Here is a 19,448-nt window from a genome sequence, read left to right as displayed (position 1 = left end):
AACAAAAAAGGGCGGCGCAAGCACCGCCCCGTAGCCTTGGGAGGACAATCCGATCCGGCGGATCAGGCCGCCTGGGCTTCCCCGGCGATAGCATCGGCGGCACGAGCGGCCTTCAGCACCTTGGCCCACCAGGCGACGTCATTGACCAGCGCGGTGGCGGCCTGGTTCAGGTGCTCGAGATCTTCGAGCTTCTTCTCGCCCTGGCGGACGGCAAGGAAATCGCCCCATGCGATATGGACGGCGGACTTGACCGGCGCCATCTGCAATTCGACGGCGTGGAGACGAAGCTGTTCGACAGCGCGCGAACCACCGACACTGCCATAGCCGACAAAGCCGGCCGGCTTCTTGTTCCACTCGTTGGCGGCGTAGTCGATGGCGTTCTTCAGCACGGCCGTCGGGCCGTGATTGTACTCGGCGGCAGTGAAGATGAAGCCGTCGAATCCGGCGACCTTCTTCTGCCAGCGCTGTGCGACTTCGTTCTGCGACGGCGCCCAGGCGGAAGACGCGACCTCATCGAAGAAGGGCAGCGGAAAATCGCGCAGGTCGACGATTTCGACATCGATATCGGCATGTGCCTTGGCGATCTTGGCGATCCACTGCGTCGGCACGTCGGCGAAGCGGGCGGCGCGCGTCGAACCGATGACAATGGCGATTTTGGGCTTGGACATAAGGGGCTCTCCTTGCGGGAATTTTTGGTATCGTTTGGATACCGGCGCTATATGTGATACTGACAAACCGGCGCGCAAGGAGGCACGTTTTTGTTACTGAGGCACCCGCATGACACCGAGGACTGCCGGGCCGTGTCGGAGATCCTGCAGCGCGTCGGCGACAAATGGACCGTGCTCGTGGTCGGCAAGCTTGGCCGCGGACCGCTGCGTTTCAACGAGTTGCGCGCGGCCGTAGGCGGCATCTCGCAGAAGATGCTGACCACCACCTTGCGCGGCCTGGAGCGCGACGGCTTCGTCACCCGCAAGGTGTTTCCGACCATCCCGCCACGCGTCGACTACGAGCTGACCGAGCTTGGCCACGAGCTGCTGGTCCCGGTCGGCGCGCTCGGCGAATGGGCCCGCAAGAACACCCAACGCGTTCAGTCGGCGCGCGCCAGATTCGACGAGATGCAAGCCTGAAACCCTTGCGCGGCAAGGAGGCCGGAGTTTCGCACTGAGCGGCGGTTCGTGTTTTAAGGCGAAGTCATGGTTCCCTGAACGAGAAGTCCTGGTTCGCCCATGGCGCTCAAGGTGTGCTCACGCGCGTGGCGGTGACCACATTCCAAAGGCAGCCGGTCAGGCTCTTCGCGCCATGGCCCCGCAAGGCGTCGAACTGCAGATCGTGCACGTCGCTGTCCGCTCCTTCACACCAGCCGTGTCACGCAGACAGGCGGTGTGCCCTAGGTCCTGTTTGACTTCGGCAGAAGCGGTTATGCCGAGCAGGCAGGCGAGCGCGGCGAGAGCCGCCGCAAGCCAGCCGTTCAATAGGTGTTGACGCATTGTCTTCCTCCGACGCCCGCAGAATTGGGCGTGGAGGCAACGGCAGGATGTCGCTGACCGCATCGCTCCGCTCGGGCGATGTTACAAATGTCCGGATTGGCGGTATCGAATCAGCTTTCGGCTGGAACGGCCTTCGGCTTGCCCTCGCCGTCCAGCGCCACCATGATGAAATCGGCGTGCGTGACTTTTTCCATCAGGTCGGAGAGATAGCGCTGCGCCCAGGCCTCGACCTTGAGCGTCATCGAGGTGCGGCCGACGCGTTCGACATGGGTGTAGATGCACAGCGTGTCGCCGATCTTCATCGGCTTGGCGAAGGACATCTCCTTGACCGCCGCCGTCACCACGCGACCCCTGGCGCGCTCGGCGGCGCGGATGCCGCAGGCAAGGTCCATCTGCGCCATCACCCAGCCGCCGAAAATGTCGCCCGCGGCATTGGCGTCCGAAGGCATGGCCAGCGTGCGCAGCGTCAGGTCTCCGATCGGCCGTCCGTCCGCGTACTGCACCATGGGCAGAATCCTTAAGCAGTGATGGTCATCGATCCCGTATCGCCGCTACAGGAATAGGTCAACGCGCGGCGGCTACTGATTCCTCGCCCCAAGGCCATCGGCTACCCTGGCATTCGCCCGATTGTGCCTGATTTTCAGCGGCTTCGGGTATCAGAAGGAACGCGGTTCCCCGAGATCGCACCCCTCAAAAATAACGTGCAAGGTTGGCGCGGATACGGTCGAGAACCGTGTCCCCGGAGGTGTCGGGAACGAATGCCTTGCCGGTGATCGCCTCGTAGGCCTGGGCATAGACGCTGGAGGCCTGTTCGATGATCTCGTCCGGAATCCTCGGGATCGGGTCCTTGTAGGGATCGCAGCGCGCCGTCACCCACGAGCGAATGAAATCCTTGTCGAAGCTCTCCGGTCGCGTGCCATCAGCCAGCGCCTGTTCGTAACTCCTGGCGATCCAGTAGCGGCTGCTGTCGGGCGTGTGGATTTCGTCCGCGAGAATGATCGTCCCGTCCTTGTCGGTACCGAATTCGTATTTTGTGTCGGCCAGGATCAGGCCGCGCTCTGCGGCGCGCGCCTGGCCGCGGGCGAACAGCTTCAGGGCGTAACTCGAAACTGTGTCCCACTGCTCCTGCGTAAGAAGACCCTGCCCGATGATCTCGGCCCTGGACAGCGGCTCGTCATGGCCCCCATCCGCGGCCTTGCTGGTCGGCGTGATGACCGGCTCGGCCAGCTTCTCATTGTCGCGCAGGCCGTCCGGCAGGCGCATCCCGTACATCTCCCGTTCGCCGCGCCGGTAGCGGGTCAGGATCGAGGTGCTGGTGGTCCCGGCCAGATAGCCGCGCACGACGATCTCGACCGGCAGGATGTCGAGCCTTGTGCCGACGACGACATTCGGGTCGGGATATTCCAGCACATGGTTCGGACAGATATCGGCCGTTTCCTCGAACCAGTACCGCGCCGTCTGCGTCAGGATCTCTCCCTTGAACGGGACCGAGGTCAGGATGATGTCGAACGCGCTGAGACGGTCGGTGGCGATGATGATGCGCCTGCCGTCGGCAAGGTCGTAATTCTCGCGGACCTTGCCTTTGTAATAGCCCGGCAGTTCGGGAATGAAAGCATCCGACAGGACACGCATGGGTTCTCCTGCCTTGCGCAGAGTGGCCGATGCCCTCGCATAGTCCGTCGACCCCATACATATCAAGCGTGATTGTCGGTATTCCCGGCAACCCGGCTGGATATACCAGTCGCTTTTTTCACAACCGATGCCGGAAGGCCCGGCGACTTGGCGGACCCGCCGCGCCTAGGTTGGTGCCACATTCAGGAGCCACCGACGTCCACCATGCAGACCTACGATTTCATCATTGTCGGCTCCGGCTCGGCCGGCTCGGTCCTGGCCGACAAACTGTCGGCCTCGGGGCGCTTCTCGGTCCTGGTGCTGGAGGCCGGCGGCAGTGACCGGCGCTTTTACGTGCAGATGCCGCTCGGCTACGGCAAGACCTTCTTCGATCCCGCCGTCAACTGGAACTACAAGACCGAGCCGGATCCCGGCCTCGGCGGCAATGTCGATCACTGGCCGCGCGGAAAGCTGCTTGGCGGCTCGAGTTCGATCAACGCCATGGTCTGGATCCGCGGCGCGCGCGAGGATTTCGACGACTGGCGCGCCGCCGGCAATCCCGGCTGGGGCTATGACGATCTGTTGCCGGCCTTCAAGGCGCTCGAGGACAACGAGGCCGGCGCCGACCGATGGCGCGGCACCGGCGGCCCGCTGCACATCAGCGATACAGCCAGCGCCGTCCACCCGTTGACCAAACGCTATCTCGCCGCCGGCCAGCAGGCCGGACTGCCGCTCAATCCCGACTTTAACGGCGCCGCCCAGGAAGGCGTCGGCATCTACCAGATCTCGACCAAAAACGGCCGTCGCATGTCGGCCGCCCGCGCCTTCCTGCGCCCGGCGATAAAGCGCGCCAATGTCCGCGTGGAGACCAATGCGCTGGCAAGCCGCATCCTGTTCGAAGGCAGGCGCGCCGTCGGCGTCGAATATCTGCGGAACGGCCAGACCAAGACGGCCCACGCCGGCCGTGAAATCATCCTGTCCGCCGGCTCGATCAACTCGCCACAGCTCATGCAGCTCTCCGGCATCGGCCCGGCGGCGCTGCTCAACGGGTTGGGCATCCCGGTCGTTCATGCCAACGAGAATGTCGGCGCCAATCTGCAGGATCATGTCGGCATCAACTACACCTTCAAGGGCAAGCTGCCGACGCTCAATCAGATCCTGCGCCCCTGGTGGGGCAAGCTTTTGGTCGGCATGCAGTACATCCTGACCCGCTCCGGCCCGCTGTCGCTGTCGATGAACCATGGCGGTGGCTTCTTCCGCACCGACCCGGCGTTTTCCCGGCCCAACATGCAGCTCTATTTCCAGGCCTTCTCGACGCTCATCCCGAAGAACGGCGAGCGGCCGATCCTGACGCCGGATCCGTGGCCGGGCTTCTCCATCGGCCTGTCCAACTGCCGTCCGTCGAGCCGCGGCGAGATCATGATCCGCTCCAGCAATCCGCTGGATTATCCCAAAATCGTCGCCAACGCCTACTCGACCAACGCCGATGTCGACGAGATGTTGGCGGCGGTGAAATTCGTGCGCAAGATCGCCTCGATGCCCGCCATGGCCGAGATCATCGCCGAAGAGGTGTTGCCCGGCCCGTCGATCCAGTCCGACGCCGACCTGATTACCGATTTCAGGAAGCGCTCCGGCACGGTCTATCACCCGGTTTCGACCTGCCGCATGGGCCCCGACCCCTCGCGATCCGTGGTCGATCCGCGCCTCAAGGTGCACGGGCTCGAAGGCTTGCGCGTCATCGACGCCTCGATCTTTCCCGATAACATCACCGGCAACACCAACGCTGCCTCGGTCATGACCGGGTGGAAGGGCGCCGAACTGGTTCTGGAGGACCACACATGAAGATCACCGACGTCAAGACATGGGTTGTCGGCAACCCGCCACCCGGCATCGGCGGCAAGTATTTCATCTTCGTCAAGCTCACCACCGATGGCGGCGTGGTCGGCTATGGCGAGGCCTACAACGCCACCTTCTCCGCCCATGTCACGGCCAAGCTCGTCGAGGACATGGCCGAGCGCTATCTGATCGGCCACGATCCCCACGACATCGAGAATTTCTTCCGCCGCGCCTATTCCTCCGGCTTCACCCAGCGCCCTGACGTGACCGGCATGGGCTGTTTTTCCGCACTCGAAATGGCTTGTTGGGACATCGTTGGCAAGGAAGCCAACAAGCCGGTCTACAAGCTCCTTGGCGGCCAGGTGCACGAGACGCTGCGCTCCTACACCTATCTCTATCCGCACACCGGCAGCGTGCATTCCGAGGACGCGCCGGATGGCAGGAATGTCTACAACGACCCGGAGATGGCGGCGGCCTGCGCGGTCGAATATGTCGAGCAGGGATTCAATGCCGTCAAGCTCGACCCGGCCGGCCCCTACACCGCCTTCGACGGCCACCAGCCGCGCCTCATCGACATCGACGTCTCGACCCGCATGATCAAGGCGATCCGCGAGGCGGTAGGCACCCGCGCCGACATATTGTTCGGCACGCACGGCCAGTTCACCGCATCGGGCGCGCTGCGCTTGGCGCGCGCCATCGAACCCTATGATCCCTTGTGGTTCGAGGAGCCGGTGCCGCCTGACATGCCCGAAGTGATGGCGCAGGTGGCGCGTGCGACTTCGATTCCGATCGCCACCGGTGAGCGGCTGACCACGAAATCCGAATTCGCGCGAGTCATCGAGAACCGCGCCGCCACCATCCTGCAGCCGGATCTCGGCCGCTCCGGCGGCATTCTGGAGACCAAGAAGATCGCCGCCATGGCCGAGGCTTATCACATCCAGGTCGCGCCGCATTGCTATTGCGGGCCGATCGTCGGTGCCGCCAACATCCAGCTCGCGGTGACGCTGCCGAATTTCCTCATCCTGGAATCGCTGAAACAGTGGGACGGTTTCCACGCCACGCTCTTGAAGAAGAAGATCGAATGGCAGGACGGCAATGTCATCCCATCGAAGGAGCCTGGGCTCGGCGTCGAGCTCAACGAGGCGGTCTGCGATGCCCATCCCTATACCGGCAAGGACCTGCATCTGCAGATGATGCAGACACCGTTGATGCCGTGAGCGAAAGCTACGCCTTCATCGGCCTTGGCCATCTCGGCGGCAACCTTGCCGCCAGTCTGATCCGCAACGGCTTTGTCGTCACCGTTGTCGACCGCGATCCCACCGCCGTCGAGCGCCTCGTCGCGCTCGGCGCCACGGCCGCCAACAGCCCGGCCGAGGCCGCTGCCCGCGTCGGCAATGCCATCACGTGCCTGTCCTCGCCGAAAGTCAGCGAGGCGGTGCTGGCTGGTCCGGGCGGGTTGCTGGAAGGTCTGCCCAAGGGCGGCACCTGGATCGAGATGTCGACCAACGGTCGTGACGAGATTTTACGGCTTGCCACCCTCGCCTCGGCCCAAGGCGTCGAGACGCTGGAATGCCCGGTCACCGGCGGCGTGCATCTGGCGGCGGTCGGCAAAATCACCGCGCTGGTCGGCGGCGACGCCATCCTCTACGAGCGCCACCGCCCGGCCATCGAAGCTATGTGCGCGAAGTCGTTCCTGATGGGCCCGATCGGCTCGGCGGCGGTGATCAAGGTCATCACCAACATGCTGGCCTTCATCCATCTGGTCGCCGCCGGCGAGGCGCTGATGCTGGCCAAGCAGGGAGGGCTCGATCTCGCGCAGAGCTACCACGCCATCGTGGCCTCCTCCGGCAACAGCTTCGTGCACGAGACCGAAAGCCAGTTGGTGCTGAACGGCTCCTATGACATCGGCTTCACCATGGACCTGGCATTGAAGGACCTTGGCTTCGCGCTCGCCATGGGCAGGGATTTCGGCGTTCCGCTGGAGCTCGCATCGCGGGTCGACGCAATCTTTCAGCAGGGCAAGGCTGCCTATGGCGGCGACGCCTGGTCGACCCAGATCGTCAAGCTGCTGGAAGACGCGGTCGGAACCGATCTTCGTGCGCCCGGTTTTCCGGCCAAGCTGGAGATTTGAGCAACATGAGCCAGCAAATGAAATCAATGCGTTGGGCAAGAATCTAGAATCATAGCCGCAACAACTTGAATCAGAGCTGCAACATCTCGACTGGTTTCCTGAGCGAGAGTTTCGATCGGATTGCATACCACGGCGATTGGCGAAAACACCCTCCACGCGGTACATCAAGGCGTTGCAACGGTGCTGTTCCGCCGCGGGCGCTCTACCCCTCCGGCAACGCCTCGCTTCAATATCTCAGCATCAACGCCCCGGGCAGGATCTCGAAGGTCGCCGGTATGCGCCCCGGCGACTCGCCGTCGATATCGACCAGCGCGCCGTTCTTTTCCACATCGCCGAGCGGTTCGACCACCACCTTCCTGCCGCGCAGGATGGTGATGGCGGGATGGTTGCGATGCCTGCCGCCATAGAGCAGCCTGATATCCCAGATCAGCTTCAGCTTGCCGGCCGCGCGCAGGATGACGATGTCGAACTGCCCGTCGGTCAGCTCCGCATCGGGCGCGATCATCATGCCGCCGCCGAAGAATTTGCCGTTGGCCACCGCCACCAGCGCCATCCGCGCCTCGACCGGCGTGGCGTCGTCGACGGTGATCCGTACGTCCTGGAAGCGGTAGCGGATGAACTCGACCACCGTGCGCCACAGGAACAGCGCCTTGGCCGACATCCTGCCCTTGCGTTTGTCGGCATTGACGGCGCGGTCGGTGGCGCCCGACAGGCCGAGGCTGGCGATGTTGATGAAGTGCCGGCTGGCCAGCGCGCCATGATCGTCGACATAGCAGATGCGGCCGGCATCGACCGCCCTTGCCTTGGCGTCGGCGATCCGTTTCAGCGTTGCGTCGATCTCCTTCGGCAGGCCGAGGCCGCGCGCGAAATCGATGCCGGCGCCGCACGGCAGCAGGCCGAGTTCGGCTGTCCTGCCGCCCTCCTCGCGGGCCTGCAGCAGGCCGTCGGCCACTTCGCTGGCCGTGCCGTCGCCGCCGGCCGCGATCACCAGGTCGAAGCCGTTTGCCGCGAGATCGAGCGCCAGCCGTTCGGCGTCGCCCTCGGCCTGCGTCTCGCGCAGTTCGAAATCGCCGAAGTGCTTTTTCAGCGCGGCGGCGACATCGGGCCAATGCCGTTTCAGCCGGCCGCCACCGGCAATCGGATTGAGCACCACCCCGACCTTCACTACGCGTCCTCCCCCGGAAGGCGCCGGACATGCCGCGCCCGATCCTTTGCCGGCCCCGATCTTAGCCGGCCCCGATCGTAGCCGGCCCCGATCTTAGCCGGCCCCGATCTTAGCCGGCATTGAAACCCGCGCCTGTCGGCAGAGCAAGGGGGCACCGTCGGTTCGTTCGCCGAAAAGCGGGGCAGGCTGTCTAAGGCCTTCGCGCCTGAATTTCCCTAGCTTCTGGCATCGGTCCCCGATAATCCCGCTATCCACAGGGGCGCGGCCATTCCCCAAACCCCTTACCCGGCGTAAGTTCAACCCATCTCAGGCGGCTACCGATCATCAAGCCGAAAGGCGAAGTGAAAGGCGGATTTCCTGAGGCCCGTACGGCCCGAAGCGAGAGCAGGCTTGCCTGTTCGAGGGACGGAAGCCGAGACCTACGGGGCCGCGGAAAGCGTGCCAACGCCGACGGCGGACCGATGCTGCCATGAAGGACGGCAAAAACCTTCGATGGCACGCAGGGCAAAGCCCGCAAGGGCCAAGACCGGCGTGGTCTGGAACGGACGTCGCCCTCGGGCGGCTTCTGGCAGGACCGTCAAAATCAAGGCCGGCATGGCGCGACGACTTTACGGAAGTTGCTGCCGCGACCGTGTCCTGATCTGACAGGGAGGCGCTGGGAGAAATCCCGGCGCCGACTGTCTTTTGGCTCTCCCACACAATTGTTGCGGTGTTTCCGGTTGGGGCTGCAACCGGAAACAAAATCAGCTAACGTTCGACGTCAATTGAAGGGGGATACTTCATGACATTGATCCAGAAGCTTGCCGTCGCCTATGCATTCCTGTTCTTCGCTGTCGTGGCCATCGGCTACATTCCGGCCTTCAACGATGCCGGCGGCAATCTGTTCGGCCTGTTCTCGCTGCAATGGTATGACGACCTGCTGCATGCCTTTTCCGGCGTCTGGGCGCTGGCCGCCGCCTTCATCTCGCACCGCCAGGCGGTGTTCTATTTCAAGCTGTTCGGCTCGGTCTATCTGTTCGACGGCGTGCTCGGGCTGATCACCGGCTCCGGCTGCCTCGATGCCGGCATCTTCATCAACGGCTTCCGCTCCCTCAACGACATTGAATTCCCCACCCGCTTCTTCGCCAACCTGCCGCACATCGTCATCGGCGGCATCGCCGTCTATATCGGCTTCTGGCTGTCGAAGCGCATCTACGACCACTTCGCCACGGCCTGACCGGCCATGGCCCGCTTGATAAAGCGCCTCATCAAGGCGATCCTCTGGCTGATCGTCATCGTTATCCTGATCCCGATCGCTGGGCTCGCCTATGGCTTCCTGACGACGCCGTCGCTCGACAGGACGCCGCTGCCCGGCATTGCCGACGGCGCGCCACCCAAGGCGCTGGCCGACAAGGTGCGCGCCGAGATCCCCGGCTACCAGCGGCCGGAGGAATCGACCTTCCTCACCTATCCGGAATGGGCGATCGTCTACGCCGCGCGCGAATACGCCGGTTTCGTCGCCAAGGACCAGCCGAGCGGCTTTCCCTATTGGTCCTATGTCGGCCGCTTCTGGCAGGATTACGCGACGGTGATGCGCGCCAGTTCCCCCTACAAGTTCAACTATGCCAACCACCAGATGCTGATCATCATCGGCACCAGCCACTCGATCGAGCATATATTGCAGTGGGCCTACGAAAACACGGTCGGCCGCATCACCGAGGCGGCATCGGGCAAGCGCACCGCCGCCGACATCTACCAGGCCAAGGTGGCGGCGGATTATGCAGGCTTTCTCGACCAGGTGCCGTGGTACCAGTTTCCCTATGCGCAAAAGCGCGCCGGACTGTTTGCCGTGCAGCCGGCGCCTGGTGACAGTTCCATCCGCACCAGCGAACGCAAGCTCGCCTTCGGCCTCGCCGACACCATCAAGCAAGGGTATGCCGACCTCATCAAGAAGGCGCTTGCCGCGACTTCCGACCTGGCCTTCCTCGATGTCCATGTCTGGGCAAAGGGGCCGGTCGGCGAGGCCACCCGCGACGAGCCCGACACCTTGCTGGAACGGGACCTGGGCCCGGACGGCACCATCTTCGTCACCAAGCGATATCAGGTCTTCACCGACATGATCCCGCGGCTGATCGACAAGGGTGTCTCCTTTGTCGAGATCGGTGGCAATGACGAGATCATGGTCACGGTGCTGTCAACCGATTCGATCGCCGTCCCCGAAGGTATGCGCATCCTGTTCAGCTATCCGCTCCCGGCGGATCCCTCGACGCGCCGCACCGGCATGGTCGTGGCCGTGCGCAAGCTGCATCTGGTGTTGCCATCGCTGATGAAGGCCGGAGCCGGGCTCGAACACGTCTACGACTATTGAGGCGACAGTCCTGCCATGCGTCGACTGATCCGGATTGTCGGCTGGCTCGCGCTCACGCTGGTCGTGCTGGTCATTGTGACGCTCGTCGGCTTTCGCGCCGCAGCGGCTTTTCGCGAGACCCTGTCGCCGCGGGAAGCGGCTCCGGCGGGAGCATTGTTCGCGACGGTCGACGGGCTGAAGATGCACTACCAGGTCTGGGGACCGCCGGACGGATCGCCCCTGCTTTTGTTCCACGGCACGGCATCGTGGGCCGAGACCTACCGCGATATCGCAGCGCCGCTGGGTGAACAGGGCTTCCGCGTGATCGCCGTCGACATGCCGCCCTTCGGTTATTCGGAAAGACCGGCCGACCAGGACTATTCGCGCGCCGCTCACGCCAGGCGTGTCCTTGGCTTTGCCGACGCGCTCGGCCTTCGGCATTTCAGCGTCGGCGTCCACTCTTATGGTGGTGGCGGCGTGATCGAAGCCGCCTTCTCGGCTCCGAATCGCATCGATGCGCTGATTCTGCTCGACGTGGCGATTGGCCTCGGCCAGACCGAGGCTTCGGCCCTGCCGTTCGCATCCCTCCTGAAAAGGGACTGGCCACGCCAGCTTCTGACTGCCTCGACCTTCACCAATCCGCTCATGACCCGGTTCGGCTTGCGCAAATTTATCGAGAACGACGATCTCGTCACGGCGGAGCGCATCGCCATCTACACGCGCCCGCTGAACGTCAGGGGCACCACCAATGCCGTTGGTCATTGGCTGTTCAGCGGCCTCTACAATGACGAGCGGAAATCGCTTGCCGCCAACAAGGCGAACTATCGCGCCTTCACGCCGCCGGTTCTCGTCATCTGGGGGCGAGAGGATTCGACCACGCCGCTGGCCCAGGGCGAAGAGATCGCCTCGCTGTTTCCACACGCCGAACTGACCGTCCTCGATGGTGTCAACCACATCCCGCAGGTCGAGCGCCCGCATGACGTGGTGCGGCTGATCGCCAATTTCCTCAAACGGACCTTGCCGGGCACTGGGTAGGCACGCGCCGCCACGCACATTCCACGGTCGAAGCCAAAATCCCGCCTTGTTCGCGCGCAATGGAGAATGCATGTCGCCTGGAACGCGACATGCGCCTGACTGGGTTGCCGGGGGGCATCTCGAAGGGACGAGACCGTGATCAAGACCGCCCTTGTCGCCATGACTATCGTCGGCTGCGACTGCGACGCCAAGCTGTGCGAATATATCGGCGAGACGCCGGCCAAGTGGTCGACCATCGCCGATTGCGAAGCCGCGATGAAAAGCCAGATCCTGCACGAGCGCAATTTCAACTATCCGCTGGTGTCCGGCATCTGTCGCGCGAAAGGTTCGGCGTCCTCATCGCACCTGGCCGCGATCGCGTCGGGCCCGGAACTGAAGCCCGCCAGCCGGATCGTCAGAACGGAAAGCCCGCTGCCGCCGGAACTCAGCCATCGGCCGAGCGTCCCGGTCGGATCGCCCACGACGGCCCTGGACGCGGCCGCTGCGCGCCCCGTCGCCTATGAACAGGTGGTGGATGGCGGCACCGGCGTGCTCTACCGCACGAAGAATGGCTACGCCGTGGTCAAGACCGATCTCGGCCGCGCCGTCTCGGCAACCGCCGACGCGGCAAAGCGCTCCGTGAACTGGCTGGCCGGCCTGGTGCCGGGCAAGCTGTAGGCCTCGCCTACATCTTCAGCTTCAGGCTCTGCCAGAACTTGTCGATCAGCGGCTTCTCGGTCGCCGCGTCCTCGCCCGCGACACGCGTAATGAACAGCAGTCCCTGGTCGGCGAGACCGTAGCCGACGATCTCGAAATAAGCGGTGTCGGTGCGGGTCTTCACCTCGGCGGTGATGCCGGTCAATTCCTTGCCGTCCGCGAGCTTGCGCGTCGTCGGCTGCTGCGTCAGCTTGGCACCTGCCTTGACCGATTCCTTCGTCATCTCCTGCAGCATCAGCTGGTTCAGCGACACCGGGTTCATCTTGCCGTATTCCTGCACCACGACGATCGTGCCCAGCGCCGAGGCCATCAGATATTGCGTGATGTTCTCGCCGAGATCGGTCTTGGTCACCGAAATGCCGCTCGGATGGTTGAAGGAGAAACTGTCGCCGGAAAAGGTCGCGAAATCGTTCTTGTCGAGCTTCACTTCGACCTGTTTGCCGTCCGGCAACGTCACATGGGCGCTCTCGCCGGCATCGATATCAACCGCCTTGCCGTCGATCGTCAGCCTGAAGGCTTTCAGGTCTTCAGCGCCGGCCGGTCCGGGGCAAAGTGCGACGAAGGCGAACACCGCCGCCGCTGATCCCATCCGCATGGAATTCTCCTCTGACTGCTAAACCGTCCCGCTCAGCGCCTTGATGGCACGGTAGAAGGTCGAGGAAAACAGTTCCGTCGGGTCATAGTGGCGCTTTACCGCCAGGAAAGCCGGCAGCTCGGGATAGGACGCCAGCAGCTCCTTGGCCGTATAGTGCAGCTGGTAGGGCAGGAAGAATCGCCCGCCATGCTTGATCGTTAGGTCGATAAGGGCCCGCGTCAGCGCGCGCATCCTGGTATTGCCATCGGCATCGGCGGGCTGGTTGATATAGAGCACCAGCGAATAGGCCGGCTCCGGCGCATAGGTCAGCGCCACGTCCTCCTTGTGGACGATGCGCACCGAGGCGTTGAGCACCGGCAGATCCTGGTTGCGCAGGATCTCGCGCGCTTCCGCGATGAATTCGACATAGGCGGCGCGAGGAATAAAATATTCGTGCAGTATGTCGGTCTCGCTCATGAGGTCGTTGAACAGATACGGCACCGAATCGTGCATCGGGTTGTTGCGGGTGACGAGACAGGCCTCGCCCTCGGCAAGCGCGGAGGTACGCGGCACCGTGCAGCTCTCGAATTTCGGCTCCAGCGTCTTTTCGGTGAACCATTTCAGTTCCTGGAACGCACTGCCCCATTTGGCCATGTTCATGATCGCCCGCTTCAGGCCGACGCCATCGGGCTCGCCGAGCGCCGGCTGGTCGGCGGGCGGCTGCTCCGCCACCTTATCGTAGCGGTAGACGATCATGTCCTCGAGGAAATTGCCCGGCGCGGTCGACAGATGGCCGTAGAACAGGCCGATGTCCTTGTTCGGCTCCAGCACCTCGGCAAAGAATTTCGGGAAATCGTCGGACTTGATGATCTCGCGCGAGGTGCGGTAGACGGCATTGTCGACGATATCGAGCGTCGCCTCCAGCACCACGCCGAACAGGCCGTAGCCGCCGACGACATGGCGGAACAACTCGCTGTTGTCGGCTGGCGAGCAGGTGGTCACCGAACCGTCGGCCAGCATCACCCGCATCGAGCGGATCGAACCGGCCACCGAGCCTGCCTGATGGTCCATGCCATGCGCGTTCACCGACAGCGAGCCGCCGACCGAAAAGATGTCGGTCGACTGCATCGCCTTCACCGCGAAAAGCGGATGCAGCATGTTCTGGATGTCGTGCCAGCACGCGCCCGGCTGCAAGGTCATTGTCTTGGCCGCGGCGTTCACCGTGACTTTGTTGAACTTTCTGAGGTCGAGAACCAGCGCATTGTCGTCGAAAGCATGCCCGCCCATCGAATGGCGGATCGCCGCCAGCGACACTTTCAGCCCGGTGGCGCGCGCGAAGGCCAGCGCCCTGGCGATGTGCTCTTCCTCGCTGACCTCGACCATGCCGTAGACCGGCGTCCTCGACAGGCCGCTGGCGTCGTTGATGTCGCCGCCTTTTGCCAGCCAGGGCAGCGACGGATCGAAGGCCGGCGGGCTGGCGATCGGCTTCAGCGGCAGCGCGACGCCGTCTATATCGGCGATGCGTCCGGTGTTCTTCGGCCCTGACGGGCCACGCGCCAGCCGCGCCACGGTGGTACCACCCCACAGTACCGCGCCGCCGAAAACAGCCGCCCCCAGCAGCAGCCGCCGCGACAGGCGAAATCCCCTTTGTTCCTCGGCCATGCGGATCCCCCGTCAGCCAAGGAATAGCGCGGCCTTTTGGCAAAAACCATAGCGGCGCTGCCGGAACGGCGTTTTACCACCGTCGTCGCCTGGCGGTGAGTGCCCAAGGTAATGAAAATGGCCGGTCCCCGAAGGAACCGGCCAGATTGGAGCAGGGTCTCAAAAGTCCGGTCAGCAGTCGCTATGAAGCCTTCTTGATCGACGTCACCATGCCGGTCTTGTCGTCGACGGTCACCGCCACCTTGGCCCCAACCTTCAGTTTCCCGACCGACGCATCAGGCGACAGCTGGTAGATCTTGCCGTCGTCGAGGGTGACCGACTTGGTTGTCGGATCGACCGCCTGGATGGTGCCCTGAACGGTCGCGGCATAGGCCGTGCCGAGGAAGGCGAGCAGAGCGGCGGTGGTTGCGAGGGTCTTCTTCATGGATAGCACTCCGTGCTGTTTCGGTTTTCCGGTACCGCTTGGGAGAGAGCAGCACCGAACGGCCCGAGACTGGAACGAGACAGCCATCATCGGCAAATCACGTTGGGTGAATTTTCGCAAAGGATATCATAGGCTTAATTCCGACATATTGTCCGCGGCCGACATCATTTCAGGCCGCTTCGGTTCCTCCGGCGAGCGCATTTCTGTTCGCGAAAAGAGTCGTTTAGACGGATTGTGGCGAGCGGTAGCGATCACGGCGCGGCCGCCGCAATCCGTCTCGACCAGCATCACGAAACAGACGGCCGAGCGGTTATCGATACACATTTTGTGTCATGGATCAGTTCAGATCGCCAATTGAAACGGACGAAACTCGCGCTCCGGTTGCAAATCTGGAACGGATGCCGGATGGTGCGCCGTTACCATGAAGGGGGCCTTTCCATGAAGCTTGCAGTCCGATCCATGATGTCCTTGATAATGCTGGCGTGTGCTCCGGGATCGGCCGGCGCGCAAGCCGCGAATCCGAACGATGACAAACCGCTTATGTTTGCCACGGACGACCCCGAGATGGCGACGGCCACTGCAAAGGCTCTTGCCAGCCTGGATGAGTTCCTGGCCCTGGCCGGAACGCCGCCCTCGGGGACGGACAGGTTCAAATTGAAGGTCGAGGTGCGCGATGGGGATATCAGCGAGCACTTCTGGGTCATCCCGTTCCAGCGTACCGAAACAGGGTTCGTCGGCATATTGGCAAACGAACCGGTAGCTGTGCGCAATGTCGTCCTCGGCCAGAACATAGAATTCACCAGGGACGATATTTCGGACTGGGGATACAGGCGCGACGGGCGGCAAGTCGGTAGCTTCACCGTGTGTGTGATGTTCAAGAGGATGTCGAAGGAAGAAGCGGACTACCTGCGCGACAAATCCGGTTACGATTGTTGATCGTTTGCCCAACCGGACTAGCTTGCGCCGATCTTGCGCACCAGTGCCGCGGTCGCCAGCATGGCACCCAGGTCCGAAATCATCGGTGCGACATGGCTGGCGTAGTCGAGCGGCACCGAAATACCAGGTAGCTCGAAAAAGTTCTTCGGTTGCGGCAGGAGCAGAAAACCGTCGCTGCCGTTGAGCGCGACACGCGCGGGCTCGTCCGGCCAGGTTTCGCCGAGCCATTTCAGCGCTTGCGCCAGCCGGCCGGTCACCAGCGGCCGCGCCGCCTCGACATTGTTGGTGCGGAACTCGTAGGCGGCGTCGAGCTCCGGCACGCCGGACGGCAGTTCCTGCATCCTGGGCGCGAACATGCCGCGGAAAAAGCCGATCACGCCACCGGCGCGTCGCGCCGCAACCAGTATTCCTGGAAACGGCTCGATGGTCTCGAAGGCGACGATGACGCCCTTGAATGTGGTGGCCTTGTTCTTGGTGGCGCCTCTGTCCCAGAGGTCGGCTTCGTACAGTTCGAACGCAAATCCGTCATAGCGTCCGGAGATGATATCGTCGAAGCGGCTCATGGTGAAACCGCCGACGGTCTCGCGCGGCAGTCGGTCAAAGGAATGCGGCGTCACGTCATGCTGGTAGCGCATATCCCCAATGAAGCCGAAGATGATCGGCATCAGCATCTGGCGAAACGATTGCCGCAGCCTCGCCGCCGGCCTGATCGCCCTGAAATAGACCACGATCGCCACCACGAAGCCGACCACGTAGAGAAATACGTGCGGCGTCGAGAACCATTGCTCGTTGGGATCGGCGACCTTGTTGAACAGCCACGCAATGAGCGCCACGAAGACGACGACCAGGCCAACGAACAAGGGTACGCGCCACTTGGCCGCGCGTGCCACCGACGCCCTTTTCGCTTCGTGGATCTCGATGTCTTTCTTGATGGCTGCGATAGCAGCCGCGCCGGGCATGAAATCCGTTGTTTCCATCGCCATCCCCCGCCGTGTTGCGGCATGATAGCCGGTTTTGCGGGAAAGTCGCCAACGCATACTCCTTTCCGCCCCTCGGACTGTTGGACTGTTGCCCAGTCAGAGCGACACGTCCACAAGTTACAAAGGGAAAACCGTTCCCAGCCGGCCCTCGATTTTTTGCCGCATGGGCTCGTCCAATGCCTCGACCGGCAGCAGCCGTTCATGGTCTCCCGCACGCAGGCGCACAAAGGGATGAAACCAGTACGACGCAATAGCACCGCGCGTCTCCGCCTCGGCGCTGACGTCCACGATGAAAATCCCGCCGATCCGCCCCGGCCATGGCTGGCGGGCAAAAGCGGTGCCGAGGAAATCGCCGAGCCCATAGGCAATGACCGTCCCGCCGATCCGCTCCACCGGCTGAACGACATGGGCGTGATGGCCGGCGATCAGACCGACGCCCTGCCCGGCCAGCCGCCGAGCCAGTGCCCGTGTTGCGGCGCGCGGAAAATGCCGGAACTCCCAATCCCAGTGCGGCACGGCACAGAGGAGATCGACCCCAGCACTCGCCTCGCGCGGCCAGCGCGCCGGATCGCCTTCCATCGAGACGCGGCCGGCAAACAGTCTCTCATCGGCGTTGCGCCAGAGCGTGAAAGCGGCGAAGCCGAGAGCGAGTGGCCCGGCAGCGAAGCGTTCGACCGGACCGTTGGCGGCTAGGCCGATGGTGCGGATATCGAGCCGCTTCAACGCGGCCACCGTCACGTCGAAACCGGCGACGCCCTGGTCGAACACATGATTATTGGCCAGTGACAGCACCAGTTTTTCGCGCCCGATGCCGACCGCCGCCAGCGCCTCGACCAGAAAGCGTTCGCTCATTGCATGATGTGTGCCGAGTTTGGTTCCCAGTAACGCGCTCGGCCTGTCGACAACAGGGCTTTCACAATTGCCGATGATCAGGTCGGCCGTGCCCAGCAGGGCCTTGATCGCCGGATCGCAGTCGGGCGCGCTCCGGTTGGCGACCGCCGAGATGTCGCCGATGAAGGCCAGCCGCACCGTCTGTCTCGGTGGCCGGTCCATCAGCGTCCCCGATGCCGGCGCAAACCCGGTGGCGTCACCGACGAGCGACGGTTTCAGGAAAAGCGGCAGCCAGGACAGTTTATAGGAGAGCGGATAGTTCGACACGGCGCGCCCAATCGTTTGCCTTGTCTAGACTGTCCAGCGGGCTGGTTGAAGCCGTCGGCAATCAACGATGTGGACAGCATGTCGGCACCGACAGGCGCGACATCGTAAATCTGTGTATGGTCGCTGGCGACAAATGGGAGGGAAAAATGACGCGAATAGCAAGCCTGCTGGGATCGGCTTTCATTCTGCTCGTGCCACTGTCGTCCGCATCGGCCGCCATGCCGGAAGCGGCAACCGCCTTGTTCGAGGCAAAAACCGTAGCCGCGCGCGACGCCGCGCTGTCTACCCTGGAAGCGGCCGCGCCGAAAGATCCGGCGTCCGCCTATGCCGCCGGCGCCGGCGAGTTCTTCACGGCGCTGGAATTGCTGGCCAGCGGCCTGCACCGCCATGGTTTCGAAAGCCCGCAATCCTTCATGCTGCCACTGATGCAGCTGCCCGTGCCGCCCAATCCCAAACCCGAGCCGCTGACCTATGAAGAGTTCCGCGCCATACTGGTCGCGTTCCGCGACCGGCTGGGAAAATCCGCCGCGACACTGGGTTCGGTGCCGGCCGATGCCGATATCGGCATGGTCATCGACCTCACCCATGTCGGTATCGACCTCAACGAGGACGGCACGATCGCGCCGGATGAAAGCATGGCGGCGATCATGGCCGCGCTGTCGCATGGCGGCATGGCGCCGGACGGCGCCGCACCGGCGCTCACTTTCCGCTTCGATCGTGCCGACGGCTACTGGCTGCAGGGCTATGCCGAATTCCTGATGGCGCAGGCCGATTTCTGGCTGGCGCATGATTTCAGGGGCACGTTCGATGGCTCGTTCCACATGCTTTTTCCGCGCGCCAAGCTGCCGTTGCAGGACATCCTCGTGCCGCCGCCAAGTGAGATGGGCTCGAGCATCTTCTCCTCGGAATGGCGCATCGCCGATTTCATCTCGATGGTGCACATGATCAACTGGCCGGTGATCGAGCCGGAGCGTCGCAAGGCGGCGCGCCAGGAGCTGCTCGAAATGATACGGCTGTCGCGCGAGGACTGGAAGGCGATCCGCGCCGAGACCGATAATGACCGCGAATGGCTGCCCGGCCCGCAGCAGAAGGGCGAAAACCCGCTCACTGGCCTCGAAGTCGGCGAGGAGCAGGTCCAGGCCTGGCTCGCCACCTTGACCATGGCCGAGGATCTGCTCGAAGGCCGCGCGCTGCTGCCGCATTTCCGCATCACCGGCAAGGGCATCAACATGAAGCGCTTCTTCGACGAGCCAAAACCCTTCGACCTCGTGCTGTCGATCACCGGTCCCGGCATCGCCCCTTACCTCGAAACCGGCAAGATCTTGACCAGCGAGGATTTCGATCAGATCCAGCGCCAGTTCGGCGGCGGCGGGTTCTTGACGTTCGCGCTGTGGTTCAACTGAGCGCGCAATGAGGCGATGGAGGTG

At 63.3% G+C, this 19,448-nt stretch carries 19 protein-coding genes; 10 read left to right on the top strand and 9 right to left on the bottom strand.

Annotation, left to right across the window (positions count from 1 at the left end):
• Positions 1-62: 62 nt before the first annotated feature.
• On the bottom strand, positions 63-668 hold the full coding sequence (locus tag FJ941_RS09485) for an NADPH-dependent FMN reductase (protein WP_140505003.1): 606 nt from the start codon (positions 666-668) through the stop codon (positions 63-65).
• A 90-nt stretch (positions 669-758) separates the two neighbouring features.
• On the opposite strand from FJ941_RS09485, the gene FJ941_RS09480 reads away from it, so the two are divergent.
• Positions 759-1,127 carry a helix-turn-helix domain-containing protein gene (locus FJ941_RS09480; RefSeq protein WP_140505002.1) on the top strand — a complete coding sequence of 123 codons (369 nt, stop codon included), beginning with the start codon at positions 759-761 and terminating at the stop codon, positions 1,125-1,127.
• 470 nt (positions 1,128-1,597) lie between these two features.
• Here FJ941_RS09480 and FJ941_RS09470 read toward each other — a convergent pair whose 3' ends face one another.
• The gene (locus FJ941_RS09470; protein ID WP_027143305.1) at positions 1,598-1,993 is read right to left on the bottom strand and encodes an acyl-CoA thioesterase; all 396 of its coding nucleotides are present in this window, start codon (positions 1,991-1,993) and stop codon (positions 1,598-1,600) included.
• 184 nt (positions 1,994-2,177) lie between these two features.
• Complete coding sequence (locus tag FJ941_RS09465; protein WP_140504999.1) at positions 2,178-3,119, bottom strand: phosphoribosylaminoimidazolesuccinocarboxamide synthase; 942 nt, start codon at positions 3,117-3,119, stop codon at positions 2,178-2,180.
• 204 nt (positions 3,120-3,323) lie between these two features.
• Here FJ941_RS09465 and FJ941_RS09460 point away from each other — a divergent pair, with 204 nt between their 5' ends.
• Genes FJ941_RS09460 through FJ941_RS09450 form a run of 3 tightly spaced genes read left to right on the top strand, consistent with a single transcriptional unit; the run spans position 3,324 to position 7,065 of the window.
• The gene (locus tag FJ941_RS09460) at positions 3,324-4,940 is read left to right on the top strand and encodes a GMC family oxidoreductase N-terminal domain-containing protein (RefSeq protein WP_140504998.1); all 1,617 of its coding nucleotides are present in this window, start codon (positions 3,324-3,326) and stop codon (positions 4,938-4,940) included.
• Entirely contained in the window at positions 4,937-6,151 is a 1,215-nt protein-coding gene (locus FJ941_RS09455; protein WP_140504996.1) for a mandelate racemase/muconate lactonizing enzyme family protein, read from the top strand. Before FJ941_RS09460 ends, FJ941_RS09455 begins: the two co-directional genes overlap by 4 nt.
• Complete coding sequence (locus FJ941_RS09450) at positions 6,148-7,065, top strand: NAD(P)-dependent oxidoreductase (protein WP_140504995.1); 918 nt, start codon at positions 6,148-6,150, stop codon at positions 7,063-7,065. Before FJ941_RS09455 ends, FJ941_RS09450 begins: the two co-directional genes overlap by 4 nt.
• Before the next feature lie 226 nt (positions 7,066-7,291).
• On the opposite strand, the gene FJ941_RS09445 is transcribed toward FJ941_RS09450, so the two are convergent.
• Positions 7,292-8,230, bottom strand: a complete 939-nt coding sequence (locus FJ941_RS09445; RefSeq protein ID WP_140504993.1) for a diacylglycerol kinase family protein — start codon at positions 8,228-8,230, stop codon at positions 7,292-7,294.
• Between the two features lie 781 nt (positions 8,231-9,011).
• Between FJ941_RS09445 and FJ941_RS09440 the strand changes: the two genes are divergently transcribed.
• The 4 genes from FJ941_RS09440 (at position 9,012) to FJ941_RS09425 (ending at position 12,248) form a co-directional block, all read left to right on the top strand.
• Entirely contained in the window at positions 9,012-9,446 is a 435-nt protein-coding gene (locus FJ941_RS09440; protein WP_140504991.1) for a hypothetical protein, read from the top strand.
• A gap of 6 nt (positions 9,447-9,452) precedes the next feature.
• Entirely contained in the window at positions 9,453-10,577 is a 1,125-nt protein-coding gene (locus tag FJ941_RS09435) for a hypothetical protein (protein WP_140504990.1), read from the top strand.
• Positions 10,578-10,592: 15 nt separating this feature from the next.
• Complete coding sequence (locus FJ941_RS09430) at positions 10,593-11,591, top strand: alpha/beta hydrolase (RefSeq protein ID WP_140504988.1); 999 nt, start codon at positions 10,593-10,595, stop codon at positions 11,589-11,591.
• A gap of 135 nt (positions 11,592-11,726) precedes the next feature.
• Positions 11,727-12,248 carry a hypothetical protein gene (locus FJ941_RS09425; protein WP_140504986.1) on the top strand — a complete coding sequence of 174 codons (522 nt, stop codon included), beginning with the start codon at positions 11,727-11,729 and terminating at the stop codon, positions 12,246-12,248.
• 7 nt (positions 12,249-12,255) lie between these two features.
• Here the strand turns inward: FJ941_RS09425 and FJ941_RS09420 are convergent, their stop codons facing one another.
• From FJ941_RS09420 to FJ941_RS09410, 3 genes are all read right to left on the bottom strand, one after another.
• The gene (locus FJ941_RS09420; protein ID WP_140504985.1) at positions 12,256-12,882 is read right to left on the bottom strand and encodes a hypothetical protein; all 627 of its coding nucleotides are present in this window, start codon (positions 12,880-12,882) and stop codon (positions 12,256-12,258) included.
• An 18-nt stretch (positions 12,883-12,900) separates the two neighbouring features.
• Entirely contained in the window at positions 12,901-14,523 is a 1,623-nt protein-coding gene (locus tag FJ941_RS09415) for an FAD-binding oxidoreductase (RefSeq protein ID WP_140504983.1), read from the bottom strand.
• A 181-nt stretch (positions 14,524-14,704) separates the two neighbouring features.
• The gene (locus FJ941_RS09410; protein WP_015316128.1) at positions 14,705-14,947 is read right to left on the bottom strand and encodes a DUF1344 domain-containing protein; all 243 of its coding nucleotides are present in this window, start codon (positions 14,945-14,947) and stop codon (positions 14,705-14,707) included.
• A gap of 438 nt (positions 14,948-15,385) precedes the next feature.
• Here FJ941_RS09410 and FJ941_RS09405 point away from each other — a divergent pair, with 438 nt between their 5' ends.
• Positions 15,386-15,883, top strand: a complete 498-nt coding sequence (locus tag FJ941_RS09405; RefSeq protein WP_140504982.1) for a DUF2314 domain-containing protein — start codon at positions 15,386-15,388, stop codon at positions 15,881-15,883.
• A 17-nt stretch (positions 15,884-15,900) separates the two neighbouring features.
• Here FJ941_RS09405 and FJ941_RS09400 read toward each other — a convergent pair whose 3' ends face one another.
• Both FJ941_RS09400 and FJ941_RS09395 read right to left on the bottom strand, forming a co-directional pair.
• Positions 15,901-16,860, bottom strand: coding sequence for a DUF3137 domain-containing protein (locus tag FJ941_RS09400; protein WP_140504980.1), 960 nt, complete (start codon positions 16,858-16,860; stop codon positions 15,901-15,903).
• Positions 16,861-16,980: 120 nt separating this feature from the next.
• A complete protein-coding gene (locus FJ941_RS09395; RefSeq protein WP_140504978.1) occupies positions 16,981-18,021 on the bottom strand; it encodes a CapA family protein in 1,041 nt (346 codons plus the stop codon).
• 146 nt (positions 18,022-18,167) lie between these two features.
• Between FJ941_RS09395 and FJ941_RS09390 the strand changes: the two genes are divergently transcribed.
• Positions 18,168-19,424, top strand: a complete 1,257-nt coding sequence (locus FJ941_RS09390; protein ID WP_140504977.1) for a hypothetical protein — start codon at positions 18,168-18,170, stop codon at positions 19,422-19,424.
• The last annotated feature ends 24 nt before the right edge of the window (positions 19,425-19,448 follow it).

This window comes from Mesorhizobium sp. B2-3-13 (assembly GCF_006442195.1).
Classification (GTDB): Bacteria; Pseudomonadota; Alphaproteobacteria; order Rhizobiales; family Rhizobiaceae; genus Mesorhizobium; species Mesorhizobium salmacidum.
The sequence above is the reverse complement of the archived record's forward strand: the minus strand, read 5'-3'. Positions and strand labels throughout refer to the sequence as shown.

Coding starts and splice junctions, on each gene's coding strand:
- FJ941_RS09415 (WP_140504983.1), bottom strand. CDS start 14,523: ATGGCCGAGGAACAAAGGGGATTTCGCCTGTCGCGGCGGCTGCTGCTG.
- FJ941_RS09405 (WP_140504982.1), top strand. CDS start 15,386: ATGAAGCTTGCAGTCCGATCCATGATGTCCTTGATAATGCTGGCGTGT.
- FJ941_RS09460 (WP_140504998.1), top strand. CDS start 3,324: ATGCAGACCTACGATTTCATCATTGTCGGCTCCGGCTCGGCCGGCTCG.
- FJ941_RS09470 (WP_027143305.1), bottom strand. CDS start 1,993: ATGGTGCAGTACGCGGACGGACGGCCGATCGGAGACCTGACGCTGCGC.
- FJ941_RS09440 (WP_140504991.1), top strand. CDS start 9,012: ATGACATTGATCCAGAAGCTTGCCGTCGCCTATGCATTCCTGTTCTTC.
- FJ941_RS09390 (WP_140504977.1), top strand. CDS start 18,168: ATGACGCGAATAGCAAGCCTGCTGGGATCGGCTTTCATTCTGCTCGTG.
- FJ941_RS09435 (WP_140504990.1), top strand. CDS start 9,453: ATGGCCCGCTTGATAAAGCGCCTCATCAAGGCGATCCTCTGGCTGATC.
- FJ941_RS09455 (WP_140504996.1), top strand. CDS start 4,937: ATGAAGATCACCGACGTCAAGACATGGGTTGTCGGCAACCCGCCACCC.
- FJ941_RS09420 (WP_140504985.1), bottom strand. CDS start 12,882: ATGCGGATGGGATCAGCGGCGGCGGTGTTCGCCTTCGTCGCACTTTGC.
- FJ941_RS09400 (WP_140504980.1), bottom strand. CDS start 16,860: ATGGAAACAACGGATTTCATGCCCGGCGCGGCTGCTATCGCAGCCATC.
- FJ941_RS09485 (WP_140505003.1), bottom strand. CDS start 668: ATGTCCAAGCCCAAAATCGCCATTGTCATCGGTTCGACGCGCGCCGCC.
- FJ941_RS09410 (WP_015316128.1), bottom strand. CDS start 14,947: ATGAAGAAGACCCTCGCAACCACCGCCGCTCTGCTCGCCTTCCTCGGC.
- FJ941_RS09430 (WP_140504988.1), top strand. CDS start 10,593: ATGCGTCGACTGATCCGGATTGTCGGCTGGCTCGCGCTCACGCTGGTC.
- FJ941_RS09465 (WP_140504999.1), bottom strand. CDS start 3,119: ATGCGTGTCCTGTCGGATGCTTTCATTCCCGAACTGCCGGGCTATTAC.